The organism is Sphingobacterium shayense, from assembly GCF_013179575.1.
Classification (GTDB): Bacteria; Bacteroidota; Bacteroidia; order Sphingobacteriales; family Sphingobacteriaceae; genus Sphingobacterium; species Sphingobacterium shayense.
Genome location: NZ_JABMCQ010000017.1, coordinates 20,746 through 40,660 on the forward strand (window position 1 = coordinate 20,746; position 19,915 = coordinate 40,660).

The window sequence follows — 19,915 nt, forward strand, 5'->3', positions numbered from 1 at the left end:
CGATTATATAAGAGAGTTTTCCAACGTGTTCAGGGGAGATTATGTGTATGTGTTTGATATTTAATAACTTATGTTTTAGGTAGCTTTTTTAGGTATTTATGGTAAAGATTCGTAACATTGATCCTGAAAAAACTGAGTCAGCGTGACATTTTTCAATTGTTAATTATGTTATACATCCTTTTTAGCGTTTTATGTAGTGTTACTGTTTCTGTTATCATCAAGGTCGCTAGAAAAAATGCCGCAAACTATTTGCATCTTATTGTTTGGAATTACCCCGTAGCTGTATTAGCAACAGTCGTATTTTTAAATCCAAGATTTGAGGGTGTCTCCATATCTTCACTTCCATGGGGACTTTATATATCCCTAGCAATACTTTTACCCGTAATTTTTCTTTGTATTGCTTATGCAATACAATATAGTGGAATTGTAAAAACAGAGATCGCTCAGCGATTGTCGCTTTTTTTGCCACTACTAGCGGCATTTTTTCTTTTTCAAGAAGTTATAAGCTCGATTAAACTACTTGGAATAGGGATTGGGGTGGTCGCGATTATTTTAACGATTGGGTGGAATAGAGACAAAGGTGCAATGGCGGGGGGGAAGTGGGGCTTCGCGTTGGCGGTATTTATTGGGATGGGAATCATTGATATCCTATTCAAGAAATTAGCAACATTTAATGGAGTTTCTTATTCTTACTCTATGTTAATTGTATTCATATTAGCAATGCTCGTTGCTTTTAGCTTACTTTTTTTTAATATGTCCGTCAGCAAACAGCGTATGGATTTCAAAGTTATTATTTTTGGAATCCTATTAGGATTGTTCAATTTCGGGAATATTATGTTTTATATGAAGGCTCACCGCGCTCTGTCCTCAAGTCCTTCGATTGTCTTCACCGGAATGAACATCGGTGTAATTTTGGTAGGCACACTTGTAGGTGTGTATGTTTTTAACGAACGATTGACCAAATTCAATAGAGCTGGTATATTATTAGCGATTATCTCTGTTTTAATTATAGCATTTTTGTGAGTTTATTTGAAGATACATACATCACGATTGAGCAACCGAGTGTGGGAATGTTCAGAGATAAAGGAAGTAAATTTATTGCCTATGCTTACCCATTTAAACAAGAAACCTCGCTTAAAGAGATCGTTGCGGAACTTAAAACCCTTCACCCAAAAGCTAGGCATCATTGCTGGGCATACCGCTTATCTCAAGATAGAAGCATATTTAGGGTTAATGATGATGGAGAGCCCTCAGGAACTGCTGGACGTCCTATATTGAACGTGTTGTTATCGAAAGATGTAACTAATATATTGGTTATCGTTGTACGTTACTTTGGCGGGACTTTACTCGGCGTTCCTGGTTTGATTAATGCCTACAAAATGGCGACGCTAGACGCTATGGAAAATGCGATGTTCGTTCAAAAAACCATAAATGATATTATTGTGATCCGATTCGGCTATTTACAAATGAACAGCGTGATGCGCTTGGTAAAGGAGGAAAATTTATCTATCTTAAAGCAAGAATTCGACAATACTTGCAGAATCGATATAGAAGTGCGCAAAATGCAGGTAAACGTTGTTGTTGATAAGCTAGAAAAAATGGAAGAAGTTACCTATTCTTTTGGAACCATATTATGATTGCAGACTCTGAATTAATTTTGAACGCGGACGGTAGTATTTATCATTTAAATCTTTTGCCAGAGGATTTGGCGCCAACGATCATTTTTGTTGGAGATCCTGATCGAGTAGCGAGCGTTTCAAAATATTTCGATAAGATTGACATCCGAAAAGGAAAGCGGGAGTTTATCACCCATACGGGGATATTACGTGAAAAACGTATTTCAGTTATTTCTACAGGAATTGGCACTGACAATATCGATATTGTATTTAATGAGATCGATGCTTTAGCAAATATTGATTTTAATACACGTACGTTGAAAAGCAATTTAACAAGTCTTGATATTATTAGAATAGGAACTTCAGGATCAATTCAAGGTGATATTAAAATGGGGACGATACTTGCGAGTGAATATGCTATTGGTTTTGATGCCCTGATGCAATTTTATAAAAAAAGTTATTCTCCTCAGGAATTAGAGATACAAACAGCGATTCAAGAAGAGTTCTCTAGTTTGTCATTTAAACCCTACGTCGGGCGAGCAAGTACAAAATTATTAGAGCAAATTGCAATCGAGCTGCCTAAAGGTATTACAATGACAGCGCCTGGTTTTTATGCTCCTCAAGGACGGTCCGTACGTTCGTCGAACGTATTTCCAGATCTAATCCAGCGTGTAAATGCCTTTAAAATAAACGGCCGATTAATAACCAACTTGGAAATGGAAACAGCGGGTATATATGCGCTTGCTAATATGTTTGGTCATCATGCACTTTCCATTAATGCAATTTTAGCAAGTAGGGTAAACGACGCTTTTTCAAGTAATCCCAAAGAAATTATTGATCAGGCTATCCGTTATGTTTTGGATAGGATATAGTTTGAGATCTATCCGTTCAGTCCTTTTCGTCCGGAATCAAATCGTAATAAAATAAATAGGAGTATTGTAAAACTCCATAACGAGGAACCTCCATAGCTAATAAAAGGCAAAGGGATACCGATTACCGGTACAATACCAATGGTCATTCCAATGTTTATGAAGAAATGGAAGAAAAGTATAGAAGCAACACCATAGGCGTAAATCCGTGCAAAAGCAGTTCGTTGCCGTTCAGCGATGTTTACAAGTCGTATTAGCAGCGTCACATAGATACTTATTAGAATCACGCAACCGACAAAGCCCCATTCTTCTCCAATTGTGCAAAATATAAAATCTGTACTTTGTTCAGGAACAAAGTTGTATTTCGTCTGAGTACCTTGCAAATATCCTTTTCCAAAAAGCTGACCAGATCCGATCGCTATCTTGGATTGATTAAGATTGTACCCCTGGCCGCGTGGATCATTCATCTTACCCAAGATTATGTCAATACGGTTACGTTGATGCGATTGTAAAATGTGTTCGTAGGCGAAATCTACACAGAGAACATACACCGAGCACGCGGCGAAAAGAATTCCCAAATTAATCAAGTATTTTCGTTTCTTACGTAAATTATACGCGAATAGCCCGCAAATAACAAGTAAAATTCCGATCAAAATCCATTGATTGATCAATAATGCCATCACGAACAAAAAAATTGCCAGACCTCCGAGAATTAACAATGCATTTCCTACATAACCTTCTCTATAGAAAACAAGAATAAGAGCGAAGAATGCTAGAGCTGATCCTGTGTCGGGTTGTAACATAACGAGGGCAACGGGAAAGAGGACAATTAAAGCGCCTATAATTAAAGTCTTTTTATTTGGATGTTTTTGTGTTTGACTGCTAAGGTACGATGCTAAAAGCAGGCATGTGGCCAGTTTACCAAATTCTGAAGGCTGGAGCCGAAAGCTTCCTATCGGGATCCACGCCTGATTTCCGCCAACATTTCGGCCTATCACAAGTACAGCGACCAAAAGAAGTACGACAATAACGTAAATTATTGGTGAAGCGGAGATAAAGAATTTTGAATCTATAATCAATATACTAAAACCGATTATTAGAGCTGTGAGGATATAAATCGACTGTTTTCCGTAATTGGTACCTAGATTGAATAAACCAGGTTGATCGGGGTCAAAGACCGCTGCATGAATGTTAAACCAACCTATCAAACATAATGAGAACCAAAGAAAGATTGTAAACCAATCTATTCTACCAAAGAAACTTTTTTCACCCAGCTTATTCATATCTGTTTCTTACTTGGCTATGGTGGACATAATATTCTTTTTTCGGCGCCGACGAGCCAGCACTCTTTATAGGAGTCTTTATGGTATCTTGTTTCTTTTGTAAGGTATCTTTGTTCGTTTCTTCTTTTGTTTGCTCGGGAAGAAAATTAGCATTGAAAATACGGTCTTGTACATGTTTTGGCATAGTGATCGTATCGTTGATGTATTTTTCGACGAGCATACTCGCAATGGGCCCAGCCCATACTCCTCCATATCCAGCGTTCTCTACGAAGACCGCAATAGCAATCTTTGGGTTAACCCTCGGTGCGAATGCAAAAAACACTGCATGGTGTTTCCCATGCGGATTTTGAGCGGTTCCAGTCTTTCCGCACATTTCAATACCTTTTATTCTGAGGCTATATCCGGTACCACCTGGCATATTCACCACCCGACTCATCCCTTCAATTACGGGTTCATAATATTTTGAATCGACGCCAGCACTTATTTTTTCGACGAATTCATCTTTAATTATTTTTTTCTCGCCGATTCCTTTTACCAGATGTGGGCGGTAGTAAAACCCACGATTGGCAACTATTGCCATAACATTAGCCATTTGAAGTGGTGTGATACCCAATTCACCTTGCCCGATAGATAAGGAAATGTTGTAACCGGAACGCCATTTCTCGCTTCCAAAACGTTTGGAATAAAAATCTGAGGTTGGTACCATTCCAGAACGTTCGCCTGGTAAATCTATGCCAAGTTTTACGCCTAATCCGAATTTTTGTAAAGCTTCTCTCCATAAATCATAAGCTTTTGGACCCGACATTCCTCGTGAATCAATCATCTTCGCGTAGGTATAGCCGTAATAGGTGTTGCAAGAGCGTTGAATCGATCGCACAAGGTCTGTTGGTCCACAAACATGTGTGCAACGCATGATTGCTCGCCCGCCGCGCCCGTAGCGATAGCCACCTGGGCAGTTGAAAATTGTATGCTCATCGATCAAACCTGCTTGTTGCGCAGTAAGAGCGGAAACGACCTTAAACACCGAGCCAGGCGGGTAGGATGCTTGAATCGGACGAATAAACAGTGGACGGTTTTCGTCATTTAATAGCTTCATATAGTTATTGCCACGTTCTCGACCTACCATAAGGTTAGGGTCGTAGGAAGGGCCACTTACGAAAGAAAGAATTTCTCCCGTTGAAGGTTCTATCGCGACGACTGATCCAGCTTTTCCCTTCATGAGTTTCTCGGCTAATACCTGTAGATCTTGGTCGATGGTTGATATCAAACCTTCTCCTGAGACTGCTAGAGTGTCGTATTTTCCTTCCATAAATATACCTTTTGGTCTGTTAAGGGCATCGACCATTTGGTTTTTAACCCCCCGTTGTCCCCGCAAAAGGTCTTCATAGGAACGTTCTATCCCACCACCACCAATATAATCGCCAGGACGGTAGAATCCTCCAGATCGCTCGATATCTTTATCGTTAACTTCCTGAATGAAACCTAAGAGTTGTGGTGCTATACTATCGGGATAACTTCTAACGGTTCTATTTTGTACATAGAAGCCCCTAAACTTATAAAGATGTTCCTGTAGTTGCGCGTATACAGTTGCAGAAAGCTGTTTTTCAAATATGGAAGCACGGTATGGTGAATGTGCCCGGGCTTTGTTCATTCTCGATTCAAATCCTTCTTTGTCAATATCTATTAGTTGACAAAGAAGTGCCGTATCAATTTCTACGGCTTCTCGAGGGGTAACCAGTAGATCATAGACAGGCTCATTTTGGACAAGGACCTTTCCGTTTCTGTCGTAAATTACTCCCCTGGCAGGATACACCACCACTTTCCGTAAAACGTTGTTGTTAGCTGAGAGCAAGTAGGAGTCGTCAATAATCTGAATGTAAAACAGCCGGATAGCAATAATTGCCGCAACCGCTATGAAAATTCCCTGAATTACAAATTTACGTGCAAAAAAACTATTCATTACCCAACCTATCCCTTTTAAAAACTGCTGATCCGTGATTTCCTCTTATAAGTCAATAAACCGATCAAGAGAAGAACACATACTGTAAATATACTACTTAATATTGTGCTTGCTAGTGTATGTAGAAAATTAGAAAAAGAAAATGTCTCTACCATAAAAAGACAAAAGTGGTGGAGCAAACTTCCAAAAAAGATATATGAAAGAAACCATTTTGTTCCCATTTCTCCGATCGAAGGCGTATTGAAGGAGTCTTTGATTTCGACTTCTAATGTTATTTTGTGAAAGAATATTCGGAATAATGCGAGCGCGGTACATGCGGCGGCGTGTACCCCGATAGAATCGTAAAACGCGTCAACTGTCAAGCCTGTTAAAAAAGCTAAAAAAAACAACAACAGGTTCGGAAGACCAATTGGCAGTAATAGGATGAATAATATGTAAGGAAACGCGGCCACAACATTGTAATATCCGATATTTTTGAAAAGCGCAATCTGCAATAGCATTAGCACAATAAATCGGGCGATATTTGAGATTAGTACCTTACTCATGATTTTCACTTGTTGCTTCTAAAGTTGATTTTTCTTCGAGCATTAAGTCTCGTACAATATACACATGGCTGAGGTTACTGAAGTTCGTTGATAGTTTAATCTTTAAATCAAGAAAACTCTCACCCGAGGTAAGACCTGTCTCTTCAATTACTCCTACTTGTATTCCTTCAGGGAATAGGGAATATCCTGAGGTGTACACCTTTTCTCCTTTTTTTACTTCAACATGATTCGGTACGTCTCGTACTGTACCGTACCGTGGGTCGATATTGTTTCCCCAAACAAGTGATCCGAATACCTCGGAACTATCTAAGGTTACCGAAATTCGAGTATCTGGATGAAGAAGTGATTGTACGGAGCTGAAATGTGCCGATGTTTGAAGGACGATCCCGACAACTCCGTTAGAGGTGATAACACCCATTCCTTTTTCAATACCGTCGATGGTTCCTTTATCAAGGGTTAGATAGTTGCTTTTCTGATGGACGCTATTGTTTGCAACTTGAGCTACGATAAACTCATAACGACCTTGTTGAATCGAATCTGCTAAATATACAGAGTCAGCCGTAGTGTCTGCTTGTAAAATATTCTGGATCTGCTGACGTAAAAGTACGTTTTCATCAGCGAGTTTTTTATTCGCTTCATCTAGAGCGAGGTAACCTTTCCAAGAGTTCACTCGTTGATAAAAGCTCCCTACTACAACGTTGGATGAATTGATGAAAGACGCTCGCTGAAAGTTGTTGTTACGAACAACCAATACGATCGAGAACGCAAAAAATAGAATGAACCAGAAAATAGCATTATATCTTACCAGAAATAGCCAAAGGTTTTTCATTCGTTTTCGCTGCTAACAAATACGCGATATAGATTAGTAAAACTTTCTATATCGCGTATAAGTGATTAAGTATTAATTTTTATTGCATTAAAAATTTGAATCTTCCTATATTTTTTAACGCGATTCCCGTTCCTCTTACTACTGCACGAAGAGGATCTTCGGCTACGTGAACGGGCAATTTTGTTTTTGCTTGGATTCTCCGATCCAATCCTCGAAGCAAAGCTCCACCGCCGGTAAGATAGATTCCCGTTTGATAAATATCTGCCGAAAGTTCAGGCGGAGTAATCTCTAACGCTTTTAGGATAGCTTCCTCTATTTTTGATATAGATTTATCTAAACAGTGTGCGATCTCGGTGTACGAAACTGTAATTTGCTTCGGGATACCTGTCATCAAGTCTCGCCCTTGGACAGCAAAGTCTGCTGGGGGATCTGAAAGCTCTGGTAATGCGGCGCCGACCTCAATTTTAATTTTTTCAGCGGTACGTTCTCCAATCATTATATTGTGTTGACGACGAATGTACTGAACAATGTCGGAATCAAAATTATCACCAGCAACTCTAATGGATTGATCGCAAACAATACCTGATAGAGCGATAACAGCGATTTCAGTAGTCCCCCCACCGATGTCGATGATCATATTTCCAACAGGTTCTTCGACATCAATTCCTATTCCAACAGCGGCAGCCATTGGTTCATGGATAAGATAGACTTCTTTCGCTCCGGCAATTTCAGCTGAATCGCGGACTGCGCGTTTCTCAACTTCAGTAATTCCCGATGGAATACAAACTACCATGCGTAATGAAGGGAAGAACCAAGATTTTCCATTGTTCACCAATTTGACCATCCCACGAATAAGGTGCTCTGCCGCGGTAAAGTCGGCAATTACTCCATCACGTAACGGCCTTACAGTTTTAATATTGTCATGCGTCTTACCCTCCATTTGCATCGCTTGTCGTCCTATAGCAATTACCTTGTTTGTAGTACGATCGAATGCGACAATAGAGGGCTCGTCCACTACTACTTTGTCATTGTGTATGATTAGGGTGTTAGCAGTCCCCAAATCGATTGCAACCTCTTGCGTAAACCAGTTAAATAACCCCATTGAGTTCGTGTTGTCTTGATTTCAAATTTTAATGCAAACCTAATTAAAAAAAATGGTTTTCTCCACCTGTTCTATAGGAAAAAATGACGCACATCGTAAATCATTAATTGATTGAATTTAGCGCTACTTGCTAACAGTAAATATAAGGTTTTATTGTTTTAGAACTCCGATATAGTAATTAAATGTGTCGATTTCCAGATTTTCAATATTGTCAATTTTTAATCCAATAGGTTGGAAGGTAGACCCAACTTGATATCGCTGTAATTTATTTCCTTTTATTCCTAGGTGGACGGGCATATTAAACTCGTTCACCTCACTTATCCACCGAGCAATGAGCTCCTTTTTTTCGTTCAATCTGATCTCAAGAGTGGGGATACTTTTATGTTGCAGATATTGTGCAAATACTTTTGTCAGATCAACGCCACTCTGTTCGTTAATGTAGTTAACGATGTCATTGTAGTTAACCGTTTGATGATAAAACGTTTTATTCAATCCCCGTAGTATGCTACGCCATTTTTCGTCGTTTTCGATGATTGTACGAATCATGTTTAATAAAACACCCCCTTTAACGTACATGTCGCCAGAACCTTCTTTATTTACACCGTAGGGCCCTTGAATTGCTGAATCATTTAAGATACCCTTCCGATTTCCATGTACGTACGCCTGACTGGCATGTTTTCCGAAATGGTAATCAATAAAAAGCGCTTCAGAATAATTGGTGAAACTCTCATGTATCCACATATCAGCTAAATCTTTTGAGGTAATATTGTTTCCGAACCACTCATGACCTGATTCATGGACAACAATGAAGTCCCATTTAAGCCCAAGCCCAGTTCCAGAATTGTCACGTCCGAGATATCCGTTTTGGTATTTATTTCCATAGGCAACAGCGCTTTGATGTTCCATGCCTAAGTGGGCTGTTTCGACAAGTTTATAGCCATCCTTATAGAAAGGATAGGGTCCAAACCAGTGTTCAAATGCTTGAAGTGTTTGAATCGCATTTTTTTTCAGGTGCGGTAATTTGTCTTTGTTTTCCTTTAAGACGTAATAATCAAAAGAAAGTGGACCATTTTCTCCCTGGTAAATGTCTTGGGCATGATGGTAATCGCCAATATTTAGCGCGACATTGTAATTGTTGATCGGGTTGGTTACCTTCCAATGATATTTTGTATGGTCTTTTCCGTCTTTTTCTGTTTTAACTAGTCGACCATTCGATACATTCATGACACCATTTGGCACGGAGACGGAGATCAGCATGCTATCTACTTCGTCGGATTGATGATCTTTATTGGGCCACCAAACACTAGCTCCTAATCCCTGACATGCCGTAGCAACCCAAGGCTTTCCATTGCTATCTTTTTTCCAATCGAAACCTCCGTCCCAAGGTGCACGGGTGGCGGCGATAGGCGAACCTGAATAATGAACTAAAAAGGAGTCAACCTTTCCTTTTTCAATTGTATTTGGAAACTCAATGAAAACCGCGTTATAGGAACGAGTGAACGGAATGTCTTTTCCATTATACGTTACGTGATCGACCGAGAGATTGTCAAAAAGGTCAAACTGCAATTCTTCAAAATCATCAGTCGCAATGAACTTAAAAAGGTTGCTTCCCGAGATCGATTTATTTTCGATGTCTACTTTTATGTCTAAATGGTAATACTGAATATCGTAACATGTACGAAAAGGGGTAAGTGTTCCTCGAAGAGTGTCTGCTTGGGTAAACAATTCACGCGCTTTCATTAATTGTGCATTTCCTTGGTATGTAAGTGCACATAAAATTAGAAAGAGAAGTCCTGTTGCTTTTTTCATCAATATTGTTGGGTATATAAGTCAAAATAGGTCCCAAATATAAATAGCGATTTGATAAAAACAGCTATATATATGGAAATTCGTTTAATATGGATTACGATTGGTTAAAAAATGGCTATAAAAACGAGTGTTGGAAAATTAAATCATCAGTATATATTGCGCATAGTTAGACTGTTAGGGAAGAGTGTTACGGTTTTGCTTATTTGTTTACAATAAATTTATTTTGCGGTTTTTGCGGTGTTAATTTGGGCTGTATTTTCAAGCATCTAAACATTTTAGTCGGTTTGGGTGTTCTAAAGAAAAGACATTAAACAGAATTAATCGGTATATTAAATATCTATATACCTAAAATCGAGACAACATGAAAGTATTGAATTTTATTTTTTTGCTAGGTATGCTCTTAACGCTGTCTTCCTGTGGAAATGGACGGCAAGAAAGCGAGACCACAGATAATCCCGGACCGGTAAATGAGATGGATCAATCGCGCTATAATTTGAATTCATCGGAAAAGTCTTTATACGGGACTACCGATACACTCAACCAAGATTCTTTAGCGCAGGACTCATTAGTTGATCAGGATTCATTATCTGAAATTCCCGAATAGGATAGTTTTGTTAAGTAAGTTTCCGTTAAAGCTCGTATTGCCAAACAATTGCATGTTTGATCTGTTTTTTCAATAAGATAGGGGAACTGCCGGCTTGAACAATCGGTGTTTCAAATATATATTAAACGTAGTCAACTAAAATTTTAATGTTATGGAAGAGCAAAACGATAAATATAGTGAAGATGCGAATAGAGATAACACACCCCGTACAGAAATCCCTCAGACGGCTAAAAATGAGCCCAATGACGAGCCTGCCGGTAGAACTATTCCTTGGACAATGATTATAGCAATTGCGATTCTATTGCTCGTCTACTTTTTGTTTATCCGATAAGTCTAATTGGAACTTACAAATATCTTTTTTGTTCAGGCAAAAATAGTCAAATACAAAAGCCGAAGTATTGTTATTTCGGCTTTTGTATTTGTGACCTGTGGTGTCATCGTTTGATGGATTATTCGTATAGACTTTCAAAAAATGCAGGACTATCGAGTTTGGTTGCAATTCTATACGCGGCATTGACCAGGCCGACATGACTATATGCTTGGGGGAAATTTCCCCATTGGCTTCCATCTTGGTCGTTAACATCTTCGCTGAATAACATGAGATGGTTTCCGTAGGAAAGTAGTTTTTTAAAAACTTCCTGTGCTTCATCAAGCCTTCCAACACAGGCCAATGCTTCGACATACCAAAATGCACAGACCAAAAACGTCGCCTTTGGCTTGCCAAAGTCATCTCGATGAAGATAGCGGTAAAATAGTCCATTTTCTCCCTTTAACTCTTTTTCCAGTTCACAAAGATGGTTTTTAGCTTTTTCGCTCATTGGGTCCAGATAGTTCATCATTATTAATTGCAAAGTAGAGGCGTCTAAATTACTTCCGCCTGCAGCATTTGTATAGGCTCCTCGCTTGGAATCGTAACAATCTTCAATATATGTTTTAGCCTTTTCCCGTAGTAGTGTCGCTCGGCTATGCAGCTCTGGAAAATCATATTGTTTCGCGATCTTGAGTGCAGCAGTGGCTCCGGCCCACTGGAATAAATTCGAATAACAGTGCCGATTTTCTAAGTTTCTAAACTCCCAAATACCAGCATCGTGTTCATCAATTGTCGATTCAATTTTATTTAAGATAAATGTTGTCCACTGTTCAGTAAACGAATGATTTTGATGTCTAAATCGATGATCTGTAAATAGGGGTAATAAAGCTATCATTGCTTGTCCATATACATCATTTTGAATATGTTCATATGCTTGATTTCCGATACGTATAGGTTTATTTCCTAAATAACCATTGAGATGGTCTACGGTTTCTTCAGTGAGATCGTGCTGCCCCATGATGCCGTAAAGAGGCTGAAGACGTCCGCGATCGGTTTGGGTAATATTTGCTATATAAGCGGCATATTTTTCCATTTCTTCAAAATGGCCAATATGACTCAACGCTGTTAGAACATAATAACTATCGCGTAACCAACAGTAGCGATAGTCCCAGTTTCGACCGGAACCTGGAAACTCGGGTAAGCTCGTCGTACTGGCTGCAATTATTGCTCCGGTATCTTCATATTGATGGAGCTTTAGCGCAAGTGCCGAACGTATTACTTCTTTTTGATAAAATGACGGTATTGAAGCATGTTTTACCCATACTTGCCAATAATTTTTAGTTCGTTTAAAGAAATCTTCTGCGGTTCTTTCTATCGGGACTTCAAAAGGACTCCCGTAAGTTAAAATAAGATAAATTGGTTTCCCAATTACGTAGGAAGTATCGTCAAAGATGTGACTAATAGGCATGTTGGTGGTTAGTCGCATTTTTACGTCTGCATATTCGTATTGGATGTGATTACTTCCTCTAAATTTCTCAAATTGCCCCTTGCCATAATTTAAAACAGGATTGCAAGTTACCAGGATTTTCGGATGTCCAGAAACGCGTTCAATTTTACGAATTAATACTAGGGGTTTGAAATATCGTTCGTATTGTTCAAATCGAGGAGCATAGTCCGTAACTTTATACCGCCCGTCATCACTATCGATCACCGTGGAAAGTATATTGGTATTCTCTACGTAGTACTGTTTACTTTCTTTTATTCCGGACTCGGGTTTAATCGAGAATTCTCCACCAGACTCTTTATCGAGCATTCCTCCAAAGACAAAAGAATCCTCGAATGTGGGCCAACATAACCAGCTTATATTCGTTGATTTTTCGACATGGGCAATATATGCGCAATTACCAATTATGCCACTCTCGTAGGTATGTCTATTCTGATTGTACATCATTTTCCTGGTTTTTTAATTGTTCTAAAAATGTAACATTTGTTGCTTTCTCATCTTGACCATTTGATGCGAAGAATTCAATGAGTGCGATAGCGTCTTTTTGGGTTTCTACGTAAAACTGTGCGTCCGTTTTTTTATTTCCTACTTTGACGCTAATTGTATATTCGGGAAGTGCGACAAACATGTCTTCGTCTGTTGCATCATCGCCTATGACAAAAATGAAATCTGGTTTGAATGGAGTAACTATTTCCATTGCTGCAGTACCCTTGTTTAACGCGCTGCTTTTTACTTCTATAACTTTATCTCCGAAAAGTATCTGTAGACCATGTTGTTTAAGAAGATACTGAAGACTTCCGTACAATTCTTGTGCGCGTTGCAAACCTAACCCTGCTTGTGCCTTTCTATAGTGCCACGCCAGAGAGTATGACTTCTCTTCTACGCTAGCACCGGCGGTACGATTCGCATATTTGTCCATAATTCGTTTAACAGGTATTTTCCATTGCGTGGATAAATTGGTTTTGGACGTCCATTTAAAATTGGGATAATTGGTCCAAGCACCATGTTCAGCCACGAGGAAGAGTCCCATATTGTTAAACCAGTTTTGGAGCGTCGCTTGTTTCCGACCACTTATAATCACAATTTGATTGGCAGGGTCATGTTGTAAACGTATTAAAATGTTGTATAAAATCTCGGTAGGGTTCGCTCGATGTGCGTCTTTTTCGAAACCAACTAAGGTGCCATCGTAATCCAAAAAGAAAAGTCTGCGTTTTGACTCCCTGTATCTGGCTAACATTGCATTCCTGACCACGGGACGGACTCGACGGTCCATTTCATGTTTCTGTTGGATTTTGGTCTCGCGTAGACGAGTGAAAAATATTTTAACCCAATGACGAATGTTGAATTTTTTTACGATCTCGATATTCTCATCCATACGATCTCGTTTCTCCTCGTCGGACATTTCAATTGCCTGCTTTAGTCCATCGCGAATCTGTTCAATTGAGTTGGGGTTTACCTGGATTGCCTCTAGTAAGTATTTTGCTGCTCCAGCTAATTCACTCAAAACCAAAACACCGTTGGTTTCAACTTTACTGGCAACGTATTCTTTACAGACTAGATTCATGCCATCCCGCGTCGACGTTACCAAGCAAATGTCTGCCGAGACATAAAGCGCGGATAGCTCCTCTACCGGGAAGGAGTTGTAAAAATATGCGATAGGAATCCATTCATTACTACCGTATACGGCGTTTATATGTCCCACCATACGGTCGATTTCGTCACGAAGGAGTTTGTATTGAGCGACCGTATCCCGGGACGGGACCACGAGCATATACAAAATAACTTGTTCTTGGAATTGTGGGTAAGACATCAATAAGCTTTCATATGCCTTTAAACGTTCAATGATTCCTTTACTGTAATCAAGACGGTCTATGGACAAAATCAGAGTTTTATCTTTGTAGTAGTCTCGGATTTCTTTGGCCCGTATGCGTATTTCTGGAGAATTTGCTAAGCTGTCAAATTTTTGAAAGTCAATCCCCATAGGATAAGCCTCAACGGATACGTTGCGCCCGTTAATATCCAGGGAGTTGTTGTTAATAGATTCTCCAAGAATGTGTGTGCAAGAGTTTAAAAAATGTTGTGTATCGTTATACGTGTGAAAGGCAATCAAATCGGCGCCAAGCAACCCTCGAAGCAACTCATCTCTCCAAGGGATACCCCTAAATACTTCATCTGGAGGAAAAGGTATATGCTGAAAATACCCTATTGCAATTTGTTCGTGATTCTTACGCACCAAGTTGGGAAGAAGCATTAGTTGGTAATCATGGATCCAAATTTCATCTCGTTCACTAATATTCTGTTCTTCTAACCTCGATGCGAATTTCTGATTCACCTGCTGATAACTGTGCCAGTTATCGATATTGTAGACAGCATAGGATAGTCGATAATGAAATACAGGCCAGAGTACTTCGTTGGAGAAACCTTCATAATAGCCTTGAATTTCTTCGTCGCTCAGGAAGATAGGTACTAAATTTTCTTCAGCAAGTTTCTCACGAATAATATCTTCTTCTTCCTGCGAGTCTGGGGTAAATCCCGGCCAGCCAATCCAAATATTATCTTTTTGCTTATAAACCGAACCTAGCCCCGTAGCAAGTCCGCCTTCGCTAGGTAGAAAGTGTAGTTTTTGGTCGCGTCGTTCAATTCTGATCGGTAATCTATTAGAAATAATTATTGTTCTTTTTTCACGCATATTCGTAAAATAATACAAGTAAAGGTATAAGAAGACTTGAAGCCTTTGATGAGGCAGGTATCTATTAAACAGGGAACTCCGTGAAAGGTTTCAAAAAATTGAGGTTGATATTTCTAAAATATTATATCCAAATCTATATTTTATTGAATAAAAGAGTTCGCCTTGTCTTTTGAGGTTTAGAGCGGCATTTTTTATGAACTCCCTAAAATATAGTTGTAGATATCTCGGTCAAAGGTATCAGGAATAGTACCACTTTTTAAAGTGGACGAAATATATTAACCACTCGTTATTTAATAGAAAAGCGATCAATTGAAGAAAATAAATAGTAAAAGTGTCGGTAACTGAGTTGTTTTATGCCGGGGAGGCACGGAGGTGATAAAAAGTATCCAAGGAATAGGAGACATGCACCTATTCCCTGGATAAGAATTGACTAAATAACTTTCACTTTAACAGCGTTAAGTCCTTTTTTGCCATTCTCTACTTCAAAAGATACGTTATCGTTCTCATAGATTTCGTCGATTAAACCTGATGTGTGAACAAAAATATCCTGACCTCCGTCTGCTGGAGTGATGAATCCGAATCCTTTTGTAGGGTTGAAAAATTTAACTTTTCCTTCTTGCATGGTATTGTAAATTAAAAATAAAAAAAATAATATTATAATGTGCTTTAGTTAGGCGCTATTTCTAGTTTGATTTAAGCGCGCTACCTTGATTTTATTGCCAATAAGTTTTTGAATACTGTCTAGGCTTTTTCGTTCTTCGCTACTACATAAAGATACAGCAAAACCTGTTTTCCCCGCTCTTCCTGTACGGCCTATACGGTGAACATATGTTTCTGAAACTTCAGGCAGCTCATAATTGACTACATGTGGAAGTTCTTCAATATCAATTCCGCGTGCTGCAATATCTGTCGCTACAAGAATTTGGATGTTACCATTACGAAAATCATTTAATGCTTTCTGTCTGGCATTTTGTGATTTATTCCCGTGAATAGCGAGAGCAGAGAATCCGTGTTTTTTTAACACTTTTACTAATCGGTCAGCGCCGTATTTCGTCCTTGTAAAAACCAAAGATTGTTCAGAGTTACGAGTTCTAAGTATTTTTACTAAAAACGCTGCTTTGTCACTTTTTTCCACCATATACACAGATTGGTCGATGGATACTGCGGTAGAAGAAACAGGATTGACATTTACTTCTTTCGGTTGCTTTAAAATAGACGTTGCAAACTTCCGAATTGAAGCGGGCATTGTTGCCGAAAAAAATAAAGTTTGTCTATTTGTAGGTAAAAATGCCAGTATTTTCTTTATATCATTTATAAAGCCCATGTCAAGCATAGTATCAGCTTCGTCAAGGACTAAAATTTCGATATTTTTTAAAGAAACTTGGTTCTGTCTAGCGAGATCTAACAATCTGCCAGGAGTAGCAATGATGACATCAACTCCTTTTTTAAGGGTTGCTACTTGATTTACGGCAGACACGCCACCATATATTAATGATTGACGAATAGAGAGGTGTTTGCTAAATAACGTAAAGTTCTCACTTATTTGTCCAGCAAGCTCCCGGGTTGGCGTTAAGACCAGTACTCGTGGAGCTTTATTGTCAGTTTGCTTACTTAAGCTGATTGTTTGTAATGCAGGGATTGCAAACGCTGCTGTTTTCCCTGTCCCTGTTTGTGCACAGCCAATAAGATCATTTCCTGATAAGACGATAGGAATTGCTTGTTGTTGTATTGGAGAGGGAGTGTTATATCCTATTTCCTGAACGGCCTTTAGGATAGGTTTTATAATTTTTAGATCTTCAAATGTCATGTGGATTGTTAAAAGTGGTGCATCTAGTTCGCAAAAATTAGAGATGCTAAAGCCGACGTAGAGATAGGTGTATCAATACTGCTTCTTTGAAAAAAGTGTTGAAATTCTACGACATTTATTTTGAGGTCGCTTGTGCCCAATTGTATGAAATTATTCATATAAAAAACTAAACGGGCAGCTGAAAAAGCGAATACTGAGAAAGAAAAGGCGAACCAACTTTTATCAGAAAATGCAGAGGCAGAGCCTTGTTCCCAGCAAAGGTACTTTAAATTATTTGTAATCAATCTATTTATTTTAAAATTAATCTAAAAAAATTAAAGTAACTTATTACTTGCTCATTAATTGAATTACCTGAAAATGAGATTGAAAGGCATGCCCGAACGATTTAAATTCGATGTATGGAATGTTAAACTCCTGACAGGTTTGTTTGACAATTTTATTAAGCGCAGGGTAGTGGACATGGCTGATTTTTGGAAAAAGATGATGCTCGACTTGAAAATTTAAACCACCTAATAACCATGTAAGTGTCTTGTTTGAGGTTGCGAAGTTCGCCGTTGAGGTTAATTGATGAATCATCCACTCGTTTTCAACATGACGCGATTCGTCTGCTTTAAATTCAGTTTCTGTCACTATATGAGCTAACTGAAAGACAGTTGCTAATGAGAAGCCACAAACGATTCCAGCAATAAGTAAGCCTACTAACACAGGTAACCATCCTAAGAAATATATTGGTATGATAACAAATAAAAATAAATGTAATATTTTACTAGTCCAGAATATAACTTTTTCTCGTAATGGAAAATGGAATTGTTCAGATGTCTTTCCAAGTCTTTGCCTGAAGAATTTTTCATAATCCTGGTAAAAGATCCATGCTAAGTATGATATTCCGTATAATAAAGGAAAGTAATAGCCCTGAAAGCGATGGTATTCTTTTCTTTGTTGACTTTCATGTAATCGCATAAATTTAACTTCGATGTCGAAATCTTCACCTTCGATATTTGTGAAAGTATGATGTGCTATGTTATGTTTTAACTTCCAAAAGTAAATATTTCCCCCAAGAAGGTTTAAACTATAAGAGAGGATGGTATTTGTGTTTTTGTCGGAAGAAAACGTGTTATGGCCTGCATCATGCATTACGTTAAATCCAATCGCCGAAAGGTTGAATCCTAAAATTAAACAAAGTAAAATGGATATAAGCCAGTGTGGCTGTAGAAATACGAGAATGATATAGATAAGCGCAAATGAACCGAATAAGATACCGGCTTTTAAAGCGATCGTACGATCTCCAGTTTTCTTTTTGTTCTTTTGCTGGAAATAGCTATTTATCTTGCCTTTGAGGGCTCGCGAGAATAATGTGTTTACATTATTGAATTTAATGGTTGATTTCATGTTGTCTTGCACCCTTGTTTAAATTCGAGGGTTTTTAATCGTCTAATCGAACAAGGCATATGTATAATTATAATATTGTTATCAAATATATGCAAAGCAGTTGGATTTATATCGACTTTGTATTTTATTTAATAATATTTAACATTTTGTTTGTTTGATTAAAAGTTAATTAACAGAAATTTAACGCATTTAGCACGATTCTTGGATTTACACGATTCTTGGATTTAAAGGTTAGTGTAATAAACATTTTTTAAACTAGGTAGATTCTTTCCGAGTAGCAAAAGGGGGTCGAGTTGTTATGGCACAATAGTATTTAGCAGTTTTCATAGGAGAATGGAATTGTGTCGCTTGTGTTTTTTGGTTCCAGTCGGAGATCAAACAAAAGTATAAAGCGTTACGATCAGGTAAGCTAAGCTGGTCTATGGGTAAGTTCCACCCGTCAGCAATGCTGCGGGTGGGTAACTCATGAAACCGCAATATATACTTGCCCATTTTCTATTTTTACCGGGTAGGTTGCGATTTTACATTCGTCTCCAGATAAGCACTCGCCGGTATCCAAGGCAAACGTTTTCTTGTGGAAGGGACAAGCAACTTTAGGTGTGTCTCCTAAAGAACCTAACATTCCTCGACTTAAGATCATTTGTCTTTTATGCGGGCATTCGTTTTGTGTTGCAAACCATTGATTTCGACGGGCGAAATAAAATAGCGCAATCTGTTGTTCATTCAGCTTTAGACAAATGCCGCCATTTTCGATAGCATCTTCAACGCGGCACGCGGATAACCACTGTTTTTCAATTTCTTGTTTCATCGGGATTTTTAAATAAGGAGGTTGATAATTAAACATTTGTCATATTCCAATCGGCTGCTATTTTTTGCCCTCGGAGTTCGCGGAATTGCACACTAAGATCTTTTTCCTCTGGGGCATTCACAAAATGTACGAAACGTTTTCGGAGCTCAGGGTCGTTTACTGCGGTTTTCCATTCGCACTGATAAGTGTTGACCAGATATTGCATTTCGGCCTCCCATTCTGTGGCAATTTTCAAACTATCTTTTACCACGACATTTCGTAGGTAATCTATTCCGCCCTCCATCTTATTTAGCCATGTTGCAGTGCGTGTGAGGGGGTCGGCTGTTTTGATATAAAACATTAGGAATCGGTCGATGTATTTAATGCAGGTTTCGCTATCGATATCGCTTGCGAGCAAAAGTGCATGCTGTGGTTTGCTGCCACCATTTCCACAGACGTATAGATTCCACCCTTTTTCGGTGGCAATTATACCGAAATCTTTGCTTTGAGCCTCTGCGCATTCGCGAATACATCCACTTACGGCTGATTTTAATTTATGTGGCGACCTTAGGCCTCTATATCGTTCCTCAATTTGAATGGCGAAGGATACGCTGTCGTGCAGACCGAAACGACACCAAGTGCTTCCCACGCAACTTTTAACGGTGCGTAAGGATTTTCCGTAGGCATGCCCGCTTTCGAATCCCGCAGCTATTAGTTCTTCCCAGATCTGAGGTAGATCATTAAGGTGAGCTCCGAATAGGTCAATCCGTTGCCCTCCGGTAATTTTTGTATAAAGACCGAATTTTTTTGCT

At 38.8% G+C, this 19,915-nt stretch carries 17 protein-coding genes and 1 pseudogene; 5 read left to right on the top strand and 13 right to left on the bottom strand.

Going from position 1 to position 19,915, the window contains the following annotated elements; translation table 11 throughout:
• The first annotated feature begins 165 nt into the window (after positions 1 to 165).
• The 3 genes from HP439_RS03915 to HP439_RS03925 are packed head-to-tail and all read left to right on the top strand — an operon-like array spanning position 166 to position 2,488.
• On the top strand, positions 166 to 1,023 hold the full coding sequence (locus HP439_RS03915) for a DMT family transporter (RefSeq protein WP_172389044.1): 858 nt from the start codon (positions 166 to 168) through the stop codon (positions 1,021 to 1,023).
• Positions 1,020 to 1,637, top strand: a complete 618-nt coding sequence (locus HP439_RS03920; protein ID WP_343043506.1) for an IMPACT family protein — start codon at positions 1,020 to 1,022, stop codon at positions 1,635 to 1,637. The genes HP439_RS03915 and HP439_RS03920 overlap by 4 nt, the downstream gene beginning before the upstream one ends.
• Positions 1,634 to 2,488, top strand: a complete 855-nt coding sequence (locus HP439_RS03925) for a nucleoside phosphorylase (RefSeq protein WP_172389045.1) — start codon at positions 1,634 to 1,636, stop codon at positions 2,486 to 2,488. The genes HP439_RS03920 and HP439_RS03925 overlap by 4 nt, the downstream gene beginning before the upstream one ends.
• A gap of 8 nt (positions 2,489 to 2,496) precedes the next feature.
• Here the strand turns inward: HP439_RS03925 and rodA are convergent, their stop codons facing one another.
• The 6 genes from rodA to HP439_RS03955 form a co-directional block, all read right to left on the bottom strand.
• Positions 2,497 to 3,768 (bottom strand): rod shape-determining protein RodA, encoded by a 1,272-nt coding sequence (rodA, locus tag HP439_RS03930; protein ID WP_172389046.1) that lies wholly within the window; start codon positions 3,766 to 3,768, stop codon positions 2,497 to 2,499.
• Positions 3,761 to 5,728, bottom strand: a complete 1,968-nt coding sequence (gene mrdA, locus HP439_RS03935; RefSeq protein WP_172389047.1) for a penicillin-binding protein 2 — start codon at positions 5,726 to 5,728, stop codon at positions 3,761 to 3,763. The genes rodA and mrdA overlap by 8 nt, the downstream gene beginning before the upstream one ends.
• 17 nt (positions 5,729 to 5,745) lie before the next feature.
• Positions 5,746 to 6,273 carry a rod shape-determining protein MreD gene (locus HP439_RS03940; protein WP_172389048.1) on the bottom strand — a complete coding sequence of 176 codons (528 nt, stop codon included), beginning with the start codon at positions 6,271 to 6,273 and terminating at the stop codon, positions 5,746 to 5,748.
• Positions 6,266 to 7,102, bottom strand: coding sequence for a rod shape-determining protein MreC (gene mreC, locus HP439_RS03945; RefSeq protein WP_172389049.1), 837 nt, complete (start codon positions 7,100 to 7,102; stop codon positions 6,266 to 6,268). Before mreC ends, HP439_RS03940 begins: the two co-directional genes overlap by 8 nt.
• A 79-nt stretch (positions 7,103 to 7,181) precedes the next feature.
• The gene (locus HP439_RS03950) at positions 7,182 to 8,204 is read right to left on the bottom strand and encodes a rod shape-determining protein (protein ID WP_086948916.1); all 1,023 of its coding nucleotides are present in this window, start codon (positions 8,202 to 8,204) and stop codon (positions 7,182 to 7,184) included.
• Positions 8,205 to 8,354: 150 nt separating this feature from the next.
• Positions 8,355 to 10,013, bottom strand: a complete 1,659-nt coding sequence (locus HP439_RS03955; RefSeq protein WP_172389050.1) for a M1 family metallopeptidase — start codon at positions 10,011 to 10,013, stop codon at positions 8,355 to 8,357.
• Positions 10,014 to 10,374: 361 nt separating this feature from the next.
• Between HP439_RS03955 and HP439_RS03960 the strand changes: the two genes are divergently transcribed.
• Together HP439_RS03960 and HP439_RS03965 are read left to right on the top strand one after the other, a co-directional pair.
• Positions 10,375 to 10,617 (top strand): hypothetical protein, encoded by a 243-nt coding sequence (locus HP439_RS03960; protein WP_172389051.1) that lies wholly within the window; start codon positions 10,375 to 10,377, stop codon positions 10,615 to 10,617.
• Between the two features lie 151 nt (positions 10,618 to 10,768).
• The gene (locus HP439_RS03965; RefSeq protein WP_172389052.1) at positions 10,769 to 10,948 is read left to right on the top strand and encodes a hypothetical protein; all 180 of its coding nucleotides are present in this window, start codon (positions 10,769 to 10,771) and stop codon (positions 10,946 to 10,948) included.
• A gap of 118 nt (positions 10,949 to 11,066) precedes the next feature.
• Here the strand turns inward: HP439_RS03965 and HP439_RS03970 are convergent, their stop codons facing one another.
• The 7 genes and pseudogenes from HP439_RS03970 to HP439_RS04000 form a co-directional block, all read right to left on the bottom strand.
• Complete coding sequence (locus tag HP439_RS03970) at positions 11,067 to 12,878, bottom strand: glycoside hydrolase family 15 protein (protein WP_246229211.1); 1,812 nt, start codon at positions 12,876 to 12,878, stop codon at positions 11,067 to 11,069.
• Positions 12,859 to 15,120 (bottom strand): bifunctional alpha,alpha-trehalose-phosphate synthase (UDP-forming)/trehalose-phosphatase, encoded by a 2,262-nt coding sequence (locus tag HP439_RS03975; RefSeq protein ID WP_172389053.1) that lies wholly within the window; start codon positions 15,118 to 15,120, stop codon positions 12,859 to 12,861. The genes HP439_RS03970 and HP439_RS03975 overlap by 20 nt, the downstream gene beginning before the upstream one ends.
• Positions 15,121 to 15,550: 430 nt before the next feature.
• Complete coding sequence (locus HP439_RS03980; protein WP_086948922.1) at positions 15,551 to 15,742, bottom strand: cold-shock protein; 192 nt, start codon at positions 15,740 to 15,742, stop codon at positions 15,551 to 15,553.
• Positions 15,743 to 15,790: 48 nt separating this feature from the next.
• Positions 15,791 to 16,927, bottom strand: a complete 1,137-nt coding sequence (locus HP439_RS03985) for a DEAD/DEAH box helicase (RefSeq protein WP_172389054.1) — start codon at positions 16,925 to 16,927, stop codon at positions 15,791 to 15,793.
• Positions 16,928 to 17,254: 327 nt separating this feature from the next.
• A complete protein-coding gene (locus HP439_RS03990) occupies positions 17,255 to 18,316 on the bottom strand; it encodes a fatty acid desaturase family protein (RefSeq protein WP_172389055.1) in 1,062 nt (353 codons plus the stop codon).
• A gap of 463 nt (positions 18,317 to 18,779) precedes the next feature.
• A complete protein-coding gene (gene nirD / locus HP439_RS03995) occupies positions 18,780 to 19,124 on the bottom strand; it encodes a nitrite reductase small subunit NirD (protein ID WP_172389056.1) in 345 nt (114 codons plus the stop codon).
• A 28-nt stretch (positions 19,125 to 19,152) separates the two neighbouring features.
• A pseudogene (locus HP439_RS04000) lies at positions 19,153 to 19,915 on the bottom strand (nitrite reductase (NAD(P)H)); the annotation flags it as partial.